This window comes from Pseudomonas sp. D1-1 (genome assembly GCF_051132225.1).
Taxonomy (GTDB): Bacteria; Pseudomonadota; Gammaproteobacteria; order Pseudomonadales; family Pseudomonadaceae; genus Aquipseudomonas.
Genome location: NZ_CP071676.1, coordinates 3,503,074 through 3,519,662 on the forward strand (window position 1 = coordinate 3,503,074; position 16,589 = coordinate 3,519,662).

Consider the following 16,589-nt stretch of genomic DNA (forward strand, 5'->3'; position numbering starts at 1 on the left):
GTCAGTGGGCAAACAACGAATTGCCCTTCTGCCCCGCCAGCTTCTCCGGCTTGATCAGGAAACGCGCGAGCGCGGGCAGCAGCCACAGCGCGCCGAACATGTTCCACAACAACATGAACGTCAGCATCAGGCCCATGTCCGCCTGGAACTTGATCGCCGAGAAGATCCAGGTGCAGACGCCGATGGCCAGGCACAAGCCGGTAAACAGCACCGCCTTGCCAGTGGATTTCAGCGTTTGGTAATACGCCTCTTGCAACGGCAACCCGGCCCGCAGGAAACTTTCCAGGCGGCTGTAGATGTAGATGCCGTAGTCCACGCCGATCCCTACGCCGAGGGCTACCACCGGCAGTGTCGCGACCTTCACGCCGATGCCCATGAACGCCATCAGCGCGTTGCCCAGCACCGAGGTCAGCACCAGTGGCAGGACGATGCACAGCGTCGCTGCCCAGGAACGGAAGGTGATCATGCACATCGTCGCCACGCAGATATACACGAGGATCAGGATGGTCAGTTCCGATTCCTTGATCACTTCGTTAGTGGCCGCCTCGATCCCGGCGTTACCGGCGGCGAGGATGAACTCCAGGCCATCGCGGTTGTGCTCCTTGGCGAAGTCCTGCACCGCCGTCACGGCGCGGTCGAGCGTCTCGGCCTTGTGGTCGTTGAGGAACACCAGCACCGGCGCCAGGGAACAGCTGTTGTTGTAAAGGCCGTCGGCCCGGGCAATGGAGCTGTTCAGTACATCAGGGTTGCGCGACAGGGTTTCCCATTTCAGGTTGCCCTCGTTCATGCCCTTGATCATCTGCTTGGACACGGTCACCAGGGAAATCGCCGACTGCACGCCCTCGGTGTTCTGCATCTTCCACATCAGCTCGTCGATGGGCGCCATGGCTTCGTAGCGCGAACAGCCTTCGGCCTTGGTCTTGACCATCACCACCAGCACATCGGAGCTGGTGGAATAGTTGCTGATGATGAAGTTGTTGTCCTGGTTGTAGCGCGAGTCCGGACGCAGTTCCGGCGCGCCCTGGTCGAGGTCGCCGATCTTCAGGTTCTGGCTGTACCAGAGGCCGCCGCCAAAGGCGAGCACGGCCAGGGCAATCGATACCGGCGCGACCTTGGCGCTGGCAAAGTTCGACAGCAGGCGCCAGAACGGATGTTCGCGGGTCGCGTCTTTCTTGCTGCGCTCGACCGCGCGCTTGCTGATACCAACGTAGGAAATCGCCACCGGCAGCAGGATCAGGTTGGTGAACACAATCACCGCCACGCCGATGGACGCGCCGATGGCCAGTTCGCGAATCACGCCGATGTCGATGATCAGCAAGGTAATGAAGCCGACGGCATCGGCCAGGATCGCGATCATCCCCGGCAGGAATAACTGGCGGAAGGTGCGCCGCGCCGCCGTCAAGGCGTTGTCCGCCTCGCTGGACTGCAAGGCGATGCCGTTGATTTTCTGTACGCCGTGGGAAATGCCGATGGCGAAGATCAGGAACGGCACCAGCATCGAATATGGATCCAGGCCGAAACCGGCCGCGTGCATCAGCCCCAGTTGCCAGACCACCGCCACCAGGGTGGTGCTCAATACCGCAACGGTGCTGCGCATGCAGTTGGTGAACCAGTACAGCAGGATCAGGGTGATGACGAAGGCGACGCCGAAGAACAGCACCACCATGACCAGGCCATCGATCAGGTCGCCAACTTTCTTGGCGAAGCCGACGATGTGAATCTGCACATTCGGGTTCTGCGCTTCGAACTTGTTGCGGATCTTGTCTTCAAGCTCGTGGGAAAATTTCCGATAATCGAGGGCGAGCAATTTGCCTTGGTCTTGCGGGTCGGGATAGGACTCCAGCAGCGGGATATCGATGATGCTCGATTTGAAATCGTTCGCCACCAGGCGCCCGACCTGGCCGGACTTGAGCACGTTGTTGCGCAGCAGGTCGAGGCTGTCGGCCGAACCGTTGTAACTCTGCGGGATTACCTCGCCACCGGCGAAGCCCTCCTCCGTCACTTCGGTCCAGCGCACGCTCGGGCTCCACAGCGACTTCAGGCCGGAGCGGTCGACGCCGGAGATGTAGAAGACCTCGTCGTGGATCTGGCGCAGGGTCTCCATGTACTCCTTGGAGAAAATATCGCCGTTGGTAGCTTCCACGGAAATCCGTACCGTGTTGCCCAGGTTCGCCAGGTCATTGCGGTGTTCGAGCATCTTCTCGATGAACGGATGCTCGAGGGGAATCATTTTTTCGAAACTGGTGGACGGCCGGATCAGCGTGGCCTGCCAGAACAGGAAAATGCTGACCAGCAGGCAAATGATGATCACTGCCGGGCGGTTGTTGAAAATCAGGCGCTCGAGGAACGTCGCCTTGTCTTGGTGATGACTGCTCATGGGGTCCGCCTTCTTGTTATTGTGCCCGTCTGACAGGCCCGGCTCATTTGCTCAGTTCGGCGCCAGTGGGCGTGGTAGCGCGTACGCCACCCTGTCCCGCCAGGATCAGGTTGCCGTTGCCCGCCGCCGTGACGGCCGCCACGGAAATGCGATCCGGACGGTTGAACACGCTGAAGGTCACGCCATCATCGGTGCTGCGAATCACGCTGCCGCCGTTGCCGACGATCACGATCGAGCCATCCGGCAACAGCGTCGCCCCCGACAAGCCGAATTCCAGCGCGCCACGGGCCGCCTTCAGCTCGACCTGCTCCCAGCTGTCGCCGAAATCCGTGGAGCGATAGAGATTGCCGCGCAGGCCGTAGGCCAACAGGGTCGAAGGCTGGGCGGTGCCGATGGCGCCGAACAGCGAGCCTTCGTACGGACCTTCGAGTTTTTCCCAGGTCTGCCCCCAGTCGGCGGAGCGGAACATGCTGCCGGCCTCGCCGACGATGAACAGCCCGGCATCTTTTACCGCGGCGATAGCGTTGAGGTGATATTGGTCTTCATTCTCGAGGCGGTCGCTGGCCTGCTCCCAGTGCTTGCCGCCATCGGTGGTCGCGTACAGCGCACCGTAGGCGCCCACGGCCAGGCCATTGCTGGCGTCCTTGAACCAGACGTCGAGCAGCGGTGCTTCACGGGTGAGGTCTTCGAACTGCTTGGTCCAGGTGGTGCCGCCGTCCTCGCTGGCGAGGATCTGCGCGTCGTGCCCCACGGCCCAACCGTGCTTGTCATCGACAAAGAAGACCGCAGTGAGCAGTTGGCGGGTCGGCACCTTGGCCTGGGTCCAGGATTTGCCCTGGTCATCGGAAAAGACGATATGCCCACGGTCACCGACCGCGACCAGGCGCTGGCCGGCGTGGACCACATCGAGCATGAGGGTTTTGCTGGCCTTGGCCGATTCGACGGAATAGATGACATCGGCCGTCGACGCTGCAACCGCCAGCACCGGCGCCGACAAAACGGCAGAGCCCAGCAGCGAGAGCGCCGAGACCAGCAGCGCAACTCTGCGCAGCACTGGCGGGCGGCAGCGGCCCACAGCCATCACAGGCTCACTCATAGACCTTTCCCCCATTTATTATTGTTATGGCTTGGTACGTTGCAGTCCTGAAGCATAGTCCTGAAACCTGCAATCTAGAGCCACTTCGCAAGCTGGACCTATCCTATCGGGCTTTCGAAAGGTCTGACAATCGACGCCACGTTATCTTTTGTTAACCGGGGGGATATCGGCCAAGGGTGAATCAGAAGACATTCGCGAGGGTGATGGATGTGGCGAGGGAGCTTGCTCCCGCTGGCCTGCGAAGCAGGCCTGATCTTGATTCGTTTCGCCAGTGAAGGCAGGTAAACCAAGAAAAGGGAGTCCTTCGGCCTCCAGCGGGAGCAAGCTCCCTCGCCACAAAAGGCAATGCGAAGCCTGGTCAAGCCAGGCTCTTGCTCACCACTTCAAACACATCGGCCGACAGCCCACCGGACGCCAGGATGCGCTCCAGCTCGCCCTTCATCAGGGCCTGGCGGGCGCTGTCGTATTTGCGCCAGCGGGTCAATGGCGCCAGTTGCCGCGAGGCGATCTGCGGGTTGAAGGCGTTGAGCTGGATCACCAGGTCCGCCAGGAAGCGATAACCGGAACCGTCGGCGGCGTGGAAGTTGATCAGGTTCTGCCCGGCGAACGCGCCGACCAGTGCCCGCACCTTGTTCGGGTTCTTGATGTTGAACGCCGGGTGCTCCATCAACGCCTTGACCCGCGCCAGCCCGCCCGGCAGCGGGCTACCGGCCTGGACGCTGAACCATTGGTCCATGACCAGCGGGTTGCCCTTGAAGTTCTCCGCGAACACTTCCAGGGCCTTGGACTTTTCGGTCTCGAACGGCGAGTTGACCAGCACCGCAAGCGCCGTGAGGCGCTCGGTCATGTTGTCGGCGGTGTCGAACTGTTCAAGCGTGGCGCTCAACACTTCGGGCTTGTCGGTCAGCATCAGGTAGGACAGCGCGATGTTCTGCAACGCACGCCGCGCGAAGTGCTCGGCCTCGGCCACGTACGGCGTGCGCCGGGACAGGTCGCGGTTGGCCTCGTAGCGCAGCCACAGCGCTTCGAACAGGTTTTCGGCCAACTGCCGACGAGCGAATTCGCGGGCGGCGTGGATCGCCTCGACGTCCGCCACTTCGCTGATTTCGGTCAGGTAGGCTTCGCTTGGCAGCGAGAGCATTTCCGCGACCATCGCCTGATCCAGGGATTCATCCGACAGCACGCTGCGCAAGGCGCTGACCAGCCGAGGGTCGAGCACCAGGCTTTCGCCTTTCTGGTGCTGGCCGACCAGTTCCTGCAAGACCTGCACCGACAATTGCTGGCCGGCGTCCCAACGGTTGAAGCCGTCGCTGTCGTGTTGCATGAGGAACATCAGTTGATCACGGTCGTACGGGAAGCTCAGCTTCACCGGCGCCGAGAAGCCGCGCAGCAACGAAGGCAGGGGCTTTTCAGCGATATCGACGAAGGTAAAGGTCTGCTCGGCCTCGGTCACCGAGATCACCCGGGTCGTGCCACTCGCCGCCGCTTCGCCGCTCAGGCGCAGTGGAATTTCGGCGCCATTGCTGTCCAGCAGGCCCAACTCGACCGGAATCACGAAGGGCAGTTTCTCGGCCTTGTCCGGCGTCGGCGGGCAGCTCTGGCGGAACGTCAGGCTGTAAGTCTTCGCCGCAGCGTCGTAGGACTCGCTCACCGCCAGCCGTGGCGTACCGGCCTGGCTGTACCAGCGTTTGAACTGGCTCAGGTCGACGCCATTGGCATCCTCCATGGCCTTGATGAAATCGTCGCAGGTCACGGCCTGGCCATCGTGGCGCTCGAAGTACAGGTCGCTGCCCTTGCGGAAGCCTTCGGCGCCCAACAGGGTATGGATCATGCCGACGACTTCCGAGCCCTTTTCGTACACGGTCAGGGTGTAGAAGTTGGAAATCTCGATGAAGCTGTCCGGGCGCACCGGGTGAGCCATTGGGCCGGCGTCTTCAGCGAACTGGTGGGTACGCAGGTACGCCACGTCCTGGATGCGCTTGACCGTGGCCGAGTTCATGTCCGCCGAGAACCCAGCGTCGCGGAACACCGTGAAGCCTTCCTTGAGCGACAGCTGGAACCAGTCGCGGCAGGTCACGCGGTTGCCCGACCAGTTATGGAAGTATTCGTGGGCGACGATCGCCTCGACTCGCTGGTGCGCGGCGTCGGTGGCGGTTTCGGCGCGGGCCAGTACGGCGCTGGAGTTGAAGATGTTGAGGCCCTTGTTCTCCATCGCGCCCATGTTGAAATCGTTGACCGCGACAATCATGAAGATGTCCAGGTCGTATTCGCGCCCGTACACCTCTTCGTCCCAGCGCATCGACTTCTTCAGGCTGGTCATGGCGTGCTGGCACTTGTCGATGTTTTCCGGCTCGACGTAGATGCGCAGCGCCACGTTGCGCTCGGTCATGGTGGTGAAGGTGTCTTCGACGCACCACAGGTCACCGGCCACCAGGGCGAACAGGTAGGCCGGCTTCTTGAACGGGTCTTCCCAGGTCGCCCAATGCCGGCCGTCTTCCCCAGGGCCGCTGGCAATCGGGTTGCCGTTGGAGAGCAGCACCGGGTAGCTGTGCTGTTCGGCGACCACGGTGGTGGTGAACTTGCTCATCACGTCCGGGCGGTCGAGGTAATAGGTGATCTTGCGAAAGCCTTCGGCCTCGCACTGGGTGCAGAACATGCTGCCGGATTTGTACAGGCCTTCCAGGGCCGTGTTGGTTTCCGGATGGATGCGCACGGTGGTATCGACGGTGAACGCCTGGGCCTTGGGCTGCAAGGTCAGGTGGCTGTCATCCAGCTGGTAGTCGCCCTGCCCCAGGTCGGCGTCGTCGAGCTTGATCGAGAGCAATTCCAGCTGCTGGCCATCGAGCACCAGCGGCGGCAATCCGGCGCCGCGCTCGGGGTTGCGGCGCAGCACCAGTTGCGCATGGACCAGGCTGTGGTCCTCGAACAACTCGAAGGTCAGGTGCGTCTCGTCGATCAGGTATTCGGGCGCCTGATAGTCCTTCAGGTAGATCATCTTCGGTTGTTCGGTGCGCATGGGTCGAATCCTTCTACTGATGCACGGCGAGCTGGTAGGCCGTGTATTTACGAATATTGATCACGCCGGCGTCGAAAATCAGGTATTGGCCCTTGATTCCCAGCAGCGTGCCTTCGGCGATCGGGTCCTTGTCCAGATTGAAGCTGACGATCTTCGCCGGGTACTGCTGCACCGGATAACGGATCTCGATCGGTTCGACGTCCGCTATGGTCTGGATCGCCTGCAAGCCGAATCGTTCCTGCAAACCCTGCAGGCCCTGGGCGCAGCTTTCAAACAGTGAATCACGAATTTGCCGCAAGTCCACCGTCGCAGCGTCGCCCTTGAGCAAGGCGCGCCAGTTGGTCTTGTCCGCCACCTGGCTGCGGAACAGGTCCTCGACGAAACCCGACTGCTGGCGGGTGGCGACCCGCAGGATCGGCAGCGCCTGGCTCGCGCCCTGGTCGAGCCAGCGGGTCGGCAGTTGCGTGGCGCGGGTGATGCCGACTTTCACGCCCGATGAGTTGGCCAGGTAGACCACATGATCGGTCATGCAGAACTGCTCGCCCCAGGCCGGGTCGCGACAGGTACCCGCCTCGAAATGGCAACGCTCGGGGCTCATGATGCAGAGGTCGCATTGGGCCAGTCTGGTCATGCAGGGGTAGCAATAACCCTGGCTGAAACTGGTCTTGGTCCGCCGTCCGCAATGGGTACAGTGAATCGCACCGAGGTATTCCAGGCGAACCCTGCTGCCGATCAACGGGTTGACCGGCACCTCGACATCGCCCAGGCGAAAGGCGTATTCAACGGTCGGCCCGTCAAGGCGTGCCGACATCTTGCTGATTGCACCGCGGCCAATCTCGATCAATGGATGGCGTCCGACTTGAACAGGATATTCGGCACGACGGTGGCTTTCGACTGGCACTCCTGCGGACCCATATAGCCGGTGCGCTCTTCTTCGGGCAGGTTCTGGATTTCCCAGGCGATCATCGCTTGCAGCGACAACTCGCGTTGCTCGGCGGTGAGCTTGTTGCCGTCGGCCCATTTACCGATTTCCACGGCCAGTTTCAGGCTGCGGTAGATGTCGGGGGTGATGTTGTTGATCATTTCGTTGAAGGAAGACATGGGTTCTCCGCGCAATTGCGCATTCTCAAAAGGCACAGGCGCCGGTCAAAGGGCCATTTTACGGCGAGCGAACAGCCCGCCCAACAAGCCCGTGAAGCAGCCGACGAGCAGCCCGCCGACGTGGGCCGCGTTGGCGATCTCGCCGAAACCGATCAGCGAAACCAGCCCGGACAGGCACAGCAGCAACCACACCAGCATCATCACCAGCACCCCACGGGGCAAGTGATAGGCCGGGTTCGGCGCGAGCAACTGGTAGATCCAGCAATGGCCCAGCAGGCCGTACAACACCCCGGAAAGCCCGCCGAACAGGGTCGCGCCGCTGAACAGGTACTGGGCGAAATTGGACACGAGGCTGAACAGCAGCGTCAGCCCCAGCAGATTGATCCCGCCCTGGCGCGCTTCGATCCGGCGTCCCAGTTCCCAGTACCACATGCCATTCATGGCGATGTGCAGGAAGCCGAAGTGAACCAGCATCGGCGTCACCAGCCGCCACCACTGCCCCGCCGCGAGGCTGTCGGCCAACGGCGTGAACTGGATGTAGTCGCCGACGACGCGAAACTCGAGGAAGGTCAACCAGCGCAGGGTTTGAAGATTTTCCCCTAGCAGGGTCACGGCACTGACGATCAGGCTCAGCAGCAATATCAGGGCCGTCACCGGACTGCGGGCCAGTTGCTGGACGAACCCTGCCCGCCGGGACGTGCTGCCGGTGTCAGGCAATTCCAGCTGTTGCTCGGGATCGCCGGCGGGAAAACGCTCGTACAACGAACGCACGTTTTCGCTGATTTCATCCGGCACCCAGAGCACCTGCTCGCCCGCCTCTTCGCTGACGCGATGAGGCACCTGCATGCGCTGCAGCAGCTTGACGAAACCGCTCAGGTCCACTGCCAGGGGCAGGCGCAGGACGGCGACGACGCTCATCGCCCCATCTCCGGCCGCTCGACATCGACCCAGACGAACTTGTGCGGGTCCAGACGGGTTTCCTGGTCGAGTCGATAGGCGACCAGCTTGCCGTAGAGCACCGCGCTGTAGTCCAGGCAGGCCAGGTTCGGGCGGATCGGCGCCGGTTTGCCGCTGCGCCAATAGTGGCCGACGAACAACATCGGCTCATCGACGCCATACCGCAGCAGGTTGTTTTTTTCGTCCGGTGACAACGGTGTGCGGGCCACCGGCTCCGGCAATGCGTCGGGCTGGAAGACGATGTCGCCGTAGGTCTGCGGGTTGTCTTCCCAGAATTTGGTGCGAAAGAACGCGCGGGTCAGGCCGTCGCCGCCCGTCAGGGTCATGCCATGGGGCAGGCGCATGTCGGTGCCGCGCAACAGGCGATCGAACACTGTGCAGGCAAAACTGCCCGATTCGGCCGAAGCCTGGAGAAAATGCTCGTCGATGCAGCCTTCCGGGAACAAGCCGCGCAATGGCTCGATCAGGCCGGCGTCCCAGCAGGCGTGGACGACCCGGAAGCGCCCGGCGTCGACAAACAGCGGCAGCTCGTAGAACCACTTGAGGAAATCACGCCATTCACCCGGGTGCTGATCGAACTGGGTCAGGGTTTCGTTGAGCAAGCGGGCATGGCGCGGCGTGTGTTCGCGCACGTAGCGCTGGCCGCTGCCCGGCAATGCCGGGGTGCTCCAGCCCAGGGCATTGAACTCGTGGTTGCCCATGATGCACAGCGCCTGGCCGGCCACGACCATGTCGTGGACGATGTGCAGCGCCTCGCGAATCCGCGGGCCCCGGTCGATGATGTCGCCGAGGAACACCGCCATGCGCGAAGGATGTCGCCAGACCCCGGCCTGCTTGCGGTAACCGAGTCGGTCGAGCAGGTGTTCCAGGGTCAAGGCGCATCCGTGCACATCGCCGATCAGATCGTAACTGCGCGCGGGATCGAGCATCAGTCGCCTCCACCCCCCAAACGACTGCCCCAGCCGAGCTTGGTCCGGCAGACTTCGTAGTAGTTGTGATCCAGCGGATGGATCAGGCGCAGCTTTTGCGCCTTCTTGCTGACGGTGATGGTGTCACCCGGCGCGCAGGTGAAATGGTTCTGGCCGTCACAGGACACTTGCGGGTAGATCTGCATATCCTTGGACACGACGATTTTCAGCTCACTGTTGCCATCGACCACGATGGGTCGCCCAGACAAGGTATGGGGGTACATGGGCACAATCACAATAGCGTCGAGCTTGGGATGCATGATCGGGCCACCGGCCGACAGCGCGTAGGCCGTGGAACCGGTCGGGGTGGCGACGATCAAGCCGTCGGCCTTCTGGCTGCAGACGAACTGGCCGTCGATGTACAGCTCGAATTCGATCATGCGCGTGGATTTTCCAGGGTGCAGCACCACGTCGTTGAGCGCATCGCCCTGGCCGATGGCCTCGGCGTGACGGCGCACCTCGGCTTGCAGCAGGAAGCGGTTTTCCACCAGGTAATGGCCGTCCAGCACCTCGGCGACCTTGATCTCCAGCTCGTCAGGGCGGATATCGGTGAGGAAGCCCAGGCTGCCACGGTTGATCCCCAGCACCGGGATGTTGTGCCGCGCCAGGGCCCGGGCGGCGCCCAGCAGGCTGCCGTCACCACCGACCACGATGACCATGTCGCAGACTTCGCCGAGCATCTTGCGCGACGACGTCTGCAGCCCGTGGCCCGGCAGCACTTCGGCGATGGTATCTTCGAGGATCACGTGCAGGTGCCGCTCCAGGAGGAAGCGCTTGAGACGGCGAACGGTGTCCAACACCTGGGAACTGCCCAGGCGACCGATGATGCCGATATTGCGAAATTGCTCCATGAGGCTCCTGCGAGGTCTGCGACGGGCGAAAAACCCGATTATGGGCGAAACCGCGCCGTAGACAAAATCCTTTAAGCCTTCAGCGCAACGGCTATGCTCGCAACATGATCCTGTTTCCCGAATTGCTCGACCTGCCCCGCCGCCTGCGCCATCCCGAAGTACGGGACCTGGCGTGGGTGATCGTCGCCCCGCCGATGCTCATCGACACGCCCTGGCCCCAGCGTCATCCGCTAGCGGGCAGCGGCTGGGTGCAGCAGCCCCATCGCCTGGAACACTGGTTGCGCGAACTGGACCGCGACAGCTATCCGTTGTTGCAGTGCCTGTCCCAGGGGCGCACGCGGCGCCTGGGACTGTATTACGAAAGGCTCTGGCAATTTGCCGTGCAGCATGCGCCGGGCATCGAACTGATCGCGGCGAACCTGCCAATCCGGCGCGACGGCCATACGCTGGGCGAATTGGACCTGTTGCTACGCGATAATGAAGGCGTGCATCACCTGGAGCTGGCGATCAAGTTGTACCTGGGCCCGCAGCAAGGCAACGGGCGAGATACCGCGCAATGGCTTGGGCCCGGCTGCCATGACCGACTCGACCGCAAGCTGACGCATCTGCATGAGCACCAACTGCCGATCTCGGCACGCCCGGAAAGTCGCGAGGCCTTGGCAGCGCTGGGCATCGAGTCGTTTCGCTCACACCTTTGGCTCGGCGGCTATCTGCTCTATCCCTGGCCGGGCGAGGCCGAACCGCCGAGCGGTGCGCACCCCCGGCATTTACGCGGCTGCTGGTTGCACCAGCGGGACTGGCCCGGATTCGTCACCCAGCGCCCGCCAGGGCACTGGCAGCCCCTGCCCCGCGCGGCCTGGCTGGCCCCGGCCCATTACCCGGTTGACCAGGTCTGGACTGCCGGACAACTGGAGGCCTGGCGAACCGCCCTTGATCCCATGGCGCCGGCGCAACTGATGGTGCGCCTGACCGAAAATGCCGAGGGCGAATGGGAAGAAGCCGAGCGGGCGTTCCTGGTGGCGGATCTTTGGCCGGATGTGCCGGGTAATGGTTGAGGTTTGGGGGGCTGTCAGGGCCCCTTCGCGAGCAGGCTCGCTCCCACATCTGGAATGCAGTGCCCTTGGAGGAATCAATTCCCCTGTGGGAGCGAGCCTGCTCGCGAAGGCGTCGCCACGGCCTAGAGCGACAACCGCACCGCCAGCGCCGCCAACGTCACCAGCAACACCGGCACCGTCAGCACAATCCCGACCTTGAAGTAATAACCCCAACCGATGCGGATATCCTTGCGCGCCAGCACATGCAGCCAAAGCAAGGTTGCCAGGCTGCCGATCGGCGTGATTTTCGGCCCGAGGTCACTGCCGATGACGTTGGCGTAGATCATCGCCTCCTTGACCACGCCAGTGGCCTGGCTGGCATCGATGGACAACGCGCCGATCAGCACCGTCGGCAGATTGTTCATCACCGATGAAAGCAGCGCGGTCAACAGCCCGGTCCCCATGGCCGCGCCCCACACCCCATAACCGGCGAAGCCATCGAGCCAGGCGGCGAGGTAGCCGGTGAGGCCGGCGTTGCGCAGGCCATAGACCACCAGGTACATGCCGAGGGAAAAGATCACGATCTGCCAGGGCGCTTCTTTCATCGCCTTGCGCGTGGAGATCTTGTGCCCTCGAGCCGCCACCGCCAACAGCAGTGCAGCGCAGACCGCCGAAATCGCGCTGATGGGAATGCCCAGCGGCTCCAGGGCAAAGCAGCCCAGCAAAAGGATCGCCAACACCACCCAACCGGCATAAAAAGTTGCCGTATCGTGGATGGCGCTTGCCGGGTCGTCCAGCTGCTGCGGGTCATAGTCGCGCGGGATATCGCGACGAAACATCCACAGCAGTATCGCCAGGCTGGCCGCAACGCTGACCAGGTTCACCGGCACCATGACCGACGCGTAGCGGTTGAAGCCGATGCCGAAGAAATCCGCGGAAACGATGTTCACCAGGTTCGATACCACCAGAGGCAGGCTGGCGGTATCGGCGATGAAACCGGCGCCCATCACGAACGCCAGGGTCGCCGCCGGCGAGAACCGCAGGGCCAGCAACATGGAAATCACGATAGGCGTCAGGATCAGCGCCGCTCCGTCGTTGGCGAACAATGCCGAGACCAGCGCCCCGAGCAACACCATGAACGCAAACAGCTTGCGGCCGCTGCCTCGCCCCCAACGGGCCACATGCAACGCGGCCCAGGCAAAGAACCCGGCCTCGTCCAGCAACAGGCTGATGATGATCAACGCGACGAACGTACCGGTGGCATTCCAGATGATCTGCCACACCAGGGCAATGTCCCCGACCTGTACCACGCCGCTCAGCAAGGCCAACAGTGCACCAAGGGTGGCACTCCAGCCGACGCCCAACCCCTTGGGCTGCCAGATCACCAGCGTTATGGTCAGCAGGAAAATCAATGACGCGATGAGCATGCGTTACAGCCTTGAAAGAAAAAGAAAAAAACCAGCAGCAGGACGCCCCTGCGCCAGCGAACGGCGAAGATAGGGAGTTTCGAATATTCGGTAAAGCAGGAATTGAACGGCTCATGCGGTCATGGATGCACTTGTGGCGAGGGAGCAAGCTCCCTGGCCACGGGTCTCACGGTGGTATCAAACCTTCTTATGCTGCTCCACCCACTTGCCATAGGCATCGATGAACTTCTGCAAAAACGGCCGCACCGATTCCGACAGGTTGCCCGCCTCGTCGAACGCCGTTCCCGCACCGCTCAGGTAGGCTTCCGGCTGTTGCATGCAAGGCACGTCGAGGAAAACCAGGGATTGGCGCAAATGGTGGTTGGCGCCAAAACCGCCGATGGCGCCGGGTGAGGCGCTGATCACTGCGCCCGGCTTGCCGCTCAGGCAACTCTGACCGTAGGGGCGCGAGCCGACATCAATGGCATTCTTCAACGGGGCCGGCACCGAGCGGTTGTATTCCGGTGTCACGAACAACAACGCATCCGCCGCGCCGACCTTCTGGCGAAACGCGGTATAGGCCGCCGGCGGCGAGACGTCGATGTCTTCGTTATAGAGCGGCAGTTCGCCGATTTCGACGATTTCCAGTTTCAGGTTGGACGGCGCCAGGTCCGCCAGGGCCAACGCGACCTTTCGGTTGATCGACGCCTTGCGCAGGCTGCCCACTAAAACCGCCACTGTGTAGACATTACTCATGAGAGGCTTCTCGACTATCGGCTCAAAGGGAGCCTGTAGTTATAGATGATCGGCACCACAATTGGACCAGTGGATCACCCAAAACCTGCCAACCGGACTATTTTTTTACTGTAGGAAAACTTACCGCACTTGACCAAGGTCTACAGAACCGCAAATCGAGTGATCTATTTTCAGAGGTTCCAAGCAATGGCAGCAGTACTTGTCGGACAATTTCATGCACGGGACGCCGAAGGTCGCGTCTATTCGGTGCATGAATTCCAAGAATCAGACCCGTCACAAGACGGCATTGGCAAGGATGTCATCACTTATAAGCTGGCCATTGGAGATCGGGTCAGCAAAGTCGACGAGGACACGTTCATCCTGGTGCAAACCGGCATCCACCTGACCCGCGAGCCTGAAACGCCACGGCAGCCTCAGGCGCCAGTCGAAACGCAGATCGCTCTATAACTGTTTGCATGAGCAGAAGTCGCACCCGTAATTGGGTTAGGATTCAGCCACTCAATGGCTTACCTGCCTAATACGGACCTCTTGCATGCGTTTACGCCACATCGAAGTGATCCAGGCGCTGCTGCAGACTGGCCACCTGGGTACCGCGGCCGAATGGCTGCAATTGCCGGTGGCCGAAGTCGAGTCGATCCTGCGCGATGCGGAGGCCCAACTCGGTTTCATGCTGTTCGCCAGCGTGCGCGGACGCTTGCAGGCGACGCGGGAAACCCTGGAATTACGCGAAGGCATCACGCGGCTGTACGACACCCTCGAACCGATACAGCGAATGGCCGCCAGCCTGAAGCATTATCAGGCGCCGCCCCTGCGCATCATCTGCACCCCACCACTGGCCCAACAGCTGTTACCCCTGAGCATTGCCGCCCTGCGTCGGCGCCATCCGGATGCGCCGTGCACCCTGCTCAGCCAGCCGACCCGGGAAATCGTCAAAAGCCTGCTGCTGCGTGAAAGCGACTTGGGCCTGAGCCTGCACGACCCAGAACATCCCGACATCGATTGCCAGATGATCGCCCAAGGCAAACTGCAGCTGCTGGCGCCCCATGGCTGGCTGCAACCACGACAGAAATACGTGTCGGTTCAGGATCTGGCGGGCCAGTCGCTGGTCGGCCTGGAGGGGCATGATCCGCTGAGCCCGGCGTTCGACCACAAGCTTGGCGCACTGCGCCCGGCGCCGGTGGTGCAGATACGCGTGCAGACTCATCAGATGATGCGGGCAATGGTCGAGGCCGGCGAAGGCCTGGCGATTGTCGACCCGTTTACCGCCTCGGGGGCCAGAGGCGGCGACCTGGACATCTGTCCGGTATCGCCGGCCGTGCCCATCTGCCTCTATGCATTGAGCCTGAACGGTGCCACGCCTTCACCGGCGGTCCAGTCGTTGCTGGAACGGATCACGGAACAAGCCGAGGCGTTGCTGAACCACTGACCGTCATGCCCAGTGGATCGTCGAACAACCGGTACCAGAACAGCGCCACCTCGGCGGTGTGCCGGTCAATGCCGCGATAGCGCAGGTGATCGATGCCGCCGAGCACATAGCCGCAGCGCTCGTAAAGCCGGCATGCGCCCAGGTTGTTGTTCTGGGTTTCCAGCATGATGCCCGGCAGTTTTTTCTTGCGGCTCCAGAACTGGGCCACATCGAGCAAGGCCTTGGCCACCCCATGCCGGCGAGCCGGGGCATGCACCGCCAGCTCGTCGATATGGGCATACCCGTTCCAATTGGTGCTGACGACCAGATGGCCGACCGGTTGGTCGTCCAGGTAGGCCATGAAGATTTCGCTGTCCGGGGCATCGCGAAAACTGCCGAACTCTTCAGGGTCGATGCCGTAGCACTTGCGGTAGGGAACGATCGGCGTCACCGGCCACTGGCTCACCGGCCGGCCGATCTGCGCCGTGCCATAGACGCTGACTTCGAAACTGAAATCGCTGCCCCAGATATAAGCGGCGAAGCCGTCATCGGCGACGCGCACCGACAGGCCGGGGTGCTTGGGATTCATGACCGGTTGCATACTGGGGAAGGTCCTCATTCCTTGAGACAACCAACGGCGCGAAGCCATCCATTGCCCTTGCTTGTCGAATCTTCACACGTCACGCGGATAACCATGGCCTGCCTTTACTTCAGATTGGAAGGTATTGGCGATTGCGCCGGAAACTGCATGATGAAAGCTCTTGTGTGAGCGAGCCTGCTTGCGAAGGCGTCGGCACATTCGACAGTTGCCAATTGACCCAGCGCTTTCGCGAGCAGGCTCGCTCCCACAGATATCTCATCAACTCGCGGCAGCCTGCGCCTCGACCAATTGCGTCCACAATGCCGGGGCACCGGCGGACTTGGCGATGGCTTCCAGACGCGCGGCATGTTCGGCCAGGTCGCTTTCGCTGGCTCGGATGATCCGGGCCGGCTTGCGGTCTGCCGGCAAACGCCGGATCTCGCTCGCCTGGTTACCCGAACCTTCGCCGGTGCCATTGCCGTCAGACGCATTGCCGGCCAGGGACAGGCTGGTCTGACCGCCAGTCATGGTCAGGTAGACGTCGGCGAGGATCTCGGAGTCGAGCAAGGCGCCGTGCAGCTCACGACCGGAGTTGTCGACCCCGTAGCGCTTGCACAAGGCATCAAGGCTGTTGCGCTGGCCCGGATGCCGCTCCCGCGCCATCATCAAGGTATCGAGGATAGTGCAATGCCGGGTGATGTCGGCCCGGTCGTGCTGGCCCATCAGGGCGAATTCGTTGTTGATGAACCCGACGTCGAACGCCGCGTTATGGATGATCAACTGCGCGCCCTGGATGAATTCGAAGAACTCATCGGCTACCTCGGCGAAACGCGGCTTGCCCACCAGGAATTCGTTGGTGATGCCGTGCACGCCAATGGCACCCTCGTCGCTTTCGCGGTCCGGTTGCAGGTAAACGTGGAAATGACGACCGGTCAGGCGTCGACCAATCAGCTCGACACAGCCGATTTCGATAATCCGGTGACCGTCGGTCACCGGCATGCCGGTGGTTTCGGTATCCAGTACTACAGATCTGTTGGCCATC

Annotated in this window: 15 protein-coding genes; 3 read left to right on the forward strand and 12 right to left on the reverse strand. The window is 62.1% G+C overall.

Annotated features, from left to right (window positions below):
* Position 1: 1 nt before the first annotated feature.
* From J3P86_RS15670 to J3P86_RS15705, 8 genes are all read right to left on the reverse strand, one after another.
* Positions 2-2,377, reverse strand: coding sequence for an efflux RND transporter permease subunit (locus tag J3P86_RS15670; RefSeq protein WP_434573619.1), 2,376 nt, complete (start codon positions 2,375-2,377; stop codon positions 2-4).
* Between the two features lie 43 nt (positions 2,378-2,420).
* Positions 2,421-3,473: a WD40/YVTN/BNR-like repeat-containing protein gene (locus J3P86_RS15675; protein ID WP_434698374.1), complete on the reverse strand. Its 1,053-nt coding sequence runs from the start codon at positions 3,471-3,473 to the stop codon at positions 2,421-2,423.
* A 358-nt stretch (positions 3,474-3,831) separates the two neighbouring features.
* Positions 3,832-6,489 carry an aminopeptidase N gene (gene pepN / locus J3P86_RS15680; protein WP_434698375.1) on the reverse strand — a complete coding sequence of 886 codons (2,658 nt, stop codon included), beginning with the start codon at positions 6,487-6,489 and terminating at the stop codon, positions 3,832-3,834.
* Positions 6,490-6,502: 13 nt separating this feature from the next.
* Positions 6,503-7,333, reverse strand: coding sequence for a DUF2797 domain-containing protein (locus J3P86_RS15685; protein ID WP_434698376.1), 831 nt, complete (start codon positions 7,331-7,333; stop codon positions 6,503-6,505).
* Positions 7,330-7,590, reverse strand: coding sequence for a YeaC family protein (locus J3P86_RS15690; RefSeq protein WP_305500450.1), 261 nt, complete (start codon positions 7,588-7,590; stop codon positions 7,330-7,332). The genes J3P86_RS15685 and J3P86_RS15690 overlap by 4 nt, the downstream gene beginning before the upstream one ends.
* Positions 7,591-7,635: 45 nt before the next feature.
* Positions 7,636-8,508 carry a rhomboid family intramembrane serine protease gene (locus J3P86_RS15695; RefSeq protein ID WP_434601090.1) on the reverse strand — a complete coding sequence of 291 codons (873 nt, stop codon included), beginning with the start codon at positions 8,506-8,508 and terminating at the stop codon, positions 7,636-7,638.
* On the reverse strand, positions 8,505-9,479 hold the full coding sequence (locus tag J3P86_RS15700; protein ID WP_434574157.1) for a metallophosphoesterase: 975 nt from the start codon (positions 9,477-9,479) through the stop codon (positions 8,505-8,507). Before J3P86_RS15700 ends, J3P86_RS15695 begins: the two co-directional genes overlap by 4 nt.
* Entirely contained in the window at positions 9,476-10,366 is an 891-nt protein-coding gene (locus tag J3P86_RS15705) for an NAD(+) kinase (protein ID WP_003180647.1), read from the reverse strand. The genes J3P86_RS15700 and J3P86_RS15705 overlap by 4 nt, the downstream gene beginning before the upstream one ends.
* Positions 10,367-10,470: 104 nt before the next feature.
* Between J3P86_RS15705 and J3P86_RS15710 the strand changes: the two genes are divergently transcribed.
* Positions 10,471-11,421 carry a DUF1853 family protein gene (locus J3P86_RS15710; protein WP_434698377.1) on the forward strand — a complete coding sequence of 317 codons (951 nt, stop codon included), beginning with the start codon at positions 10,471-10,473 and terminating at the stop codon, positions 11,419-11,421.
* A 122-nt stretch (positions 11,422-11,543) separates the two neighbouring features.
* Here the strand turns inward: J3P86_RS15710 and J3P86_RS15715 are convergent, their stop codons facing one another.
* Both J3P86_RS15715 and J3P86_RS15720 read right to left on the reverse strand, forming a co-directional pair.
* Positions 11,544-12,827: an arsenic transporter gene (locus tag J3P86_RS15715; protein ID WP_305500447.1), complete on the reverse strand. Its 1,284-nt coding sequence runs from the start codon at positions 12,825-12,827 to the stop codon at positions 11,544-11,546.
* 177 nt (positions 12,828-13,004) lie between these two features.
* Positions 13,005-13,562 carry an NADPH-dependent FMN reductase gene (locus J3P86_RS15720; protein WP_305500446.1) on the reverse strand — a complete coding sequence of 186 codons (558 nt, stop codon included), beginning with the start codon at positions 13,560-13,562 and terminating at the stop codon, positions 13,005-13,007.
* Positions 13,563-13,748: 186 nt separating this feature from the next.
* Here J3P86_RS15720 and J3P86_RS15725 point away from each other — a divergent pair, with 186 nt between their 5' ends.
* On the forward strand, positions 13,749-14,009 hold the full coding sequence (locus tag J3P86_RS15725) for a hypothetical protein (RefSeq protein ID WP_434631270.1): 261 nt from the start codon (positions 13,749-13,751) through the stop codon (positions 14,007-14,009).
* Between the two features lie 85 nt (positions 14,010-14,094).
* A complete protein-coding gene (locus J3P86_RS15730; RefSeq protein WP_434698378.1) occupies positions 14,095-14,988 on the forward strand; it encodes a LysR substrate-binding domain-containing protein in 894 nt (297 codons plus the stop codon).
* On the opposite strand, the gene J3P86_RS15735 is transcribed toward J3P86_RS15730, so the two are convergent.
* Both J3P86_RS15735 and dnaQ read right to left on the reverse strand, forming a co-directional pair.
* Complete coding sequence (locus J3P86_RS15735; RefSeq protein WP_434573605.1) at positions 14,954-15,568, reverse strand: GNAT family N-acetyltransferase; 615 nt, start codon at positions 15,566-15,568, stop codon at positions 14,954-14,956. The genes J3P86_RS15730 and J3P86_RS15735 overlap by 35 nt on opposite strands.
* A gap of 258 nt (positions 15,569-15,826) precedes the next feature.
* On the reverse strand, positions 15,827-16,588 hold the full coding sequence (dnaQ, locus tag J3P86_RS15740) for a DNA polymerase III subunit epsilon (RefSeq protein ID WP_434601099.1): 762 nt from the start codon (positions 16,586-16,588) through the stop codon (positions 15,827-15,829).
* Position 16,589: the final 1 nt, after the last annotated feature.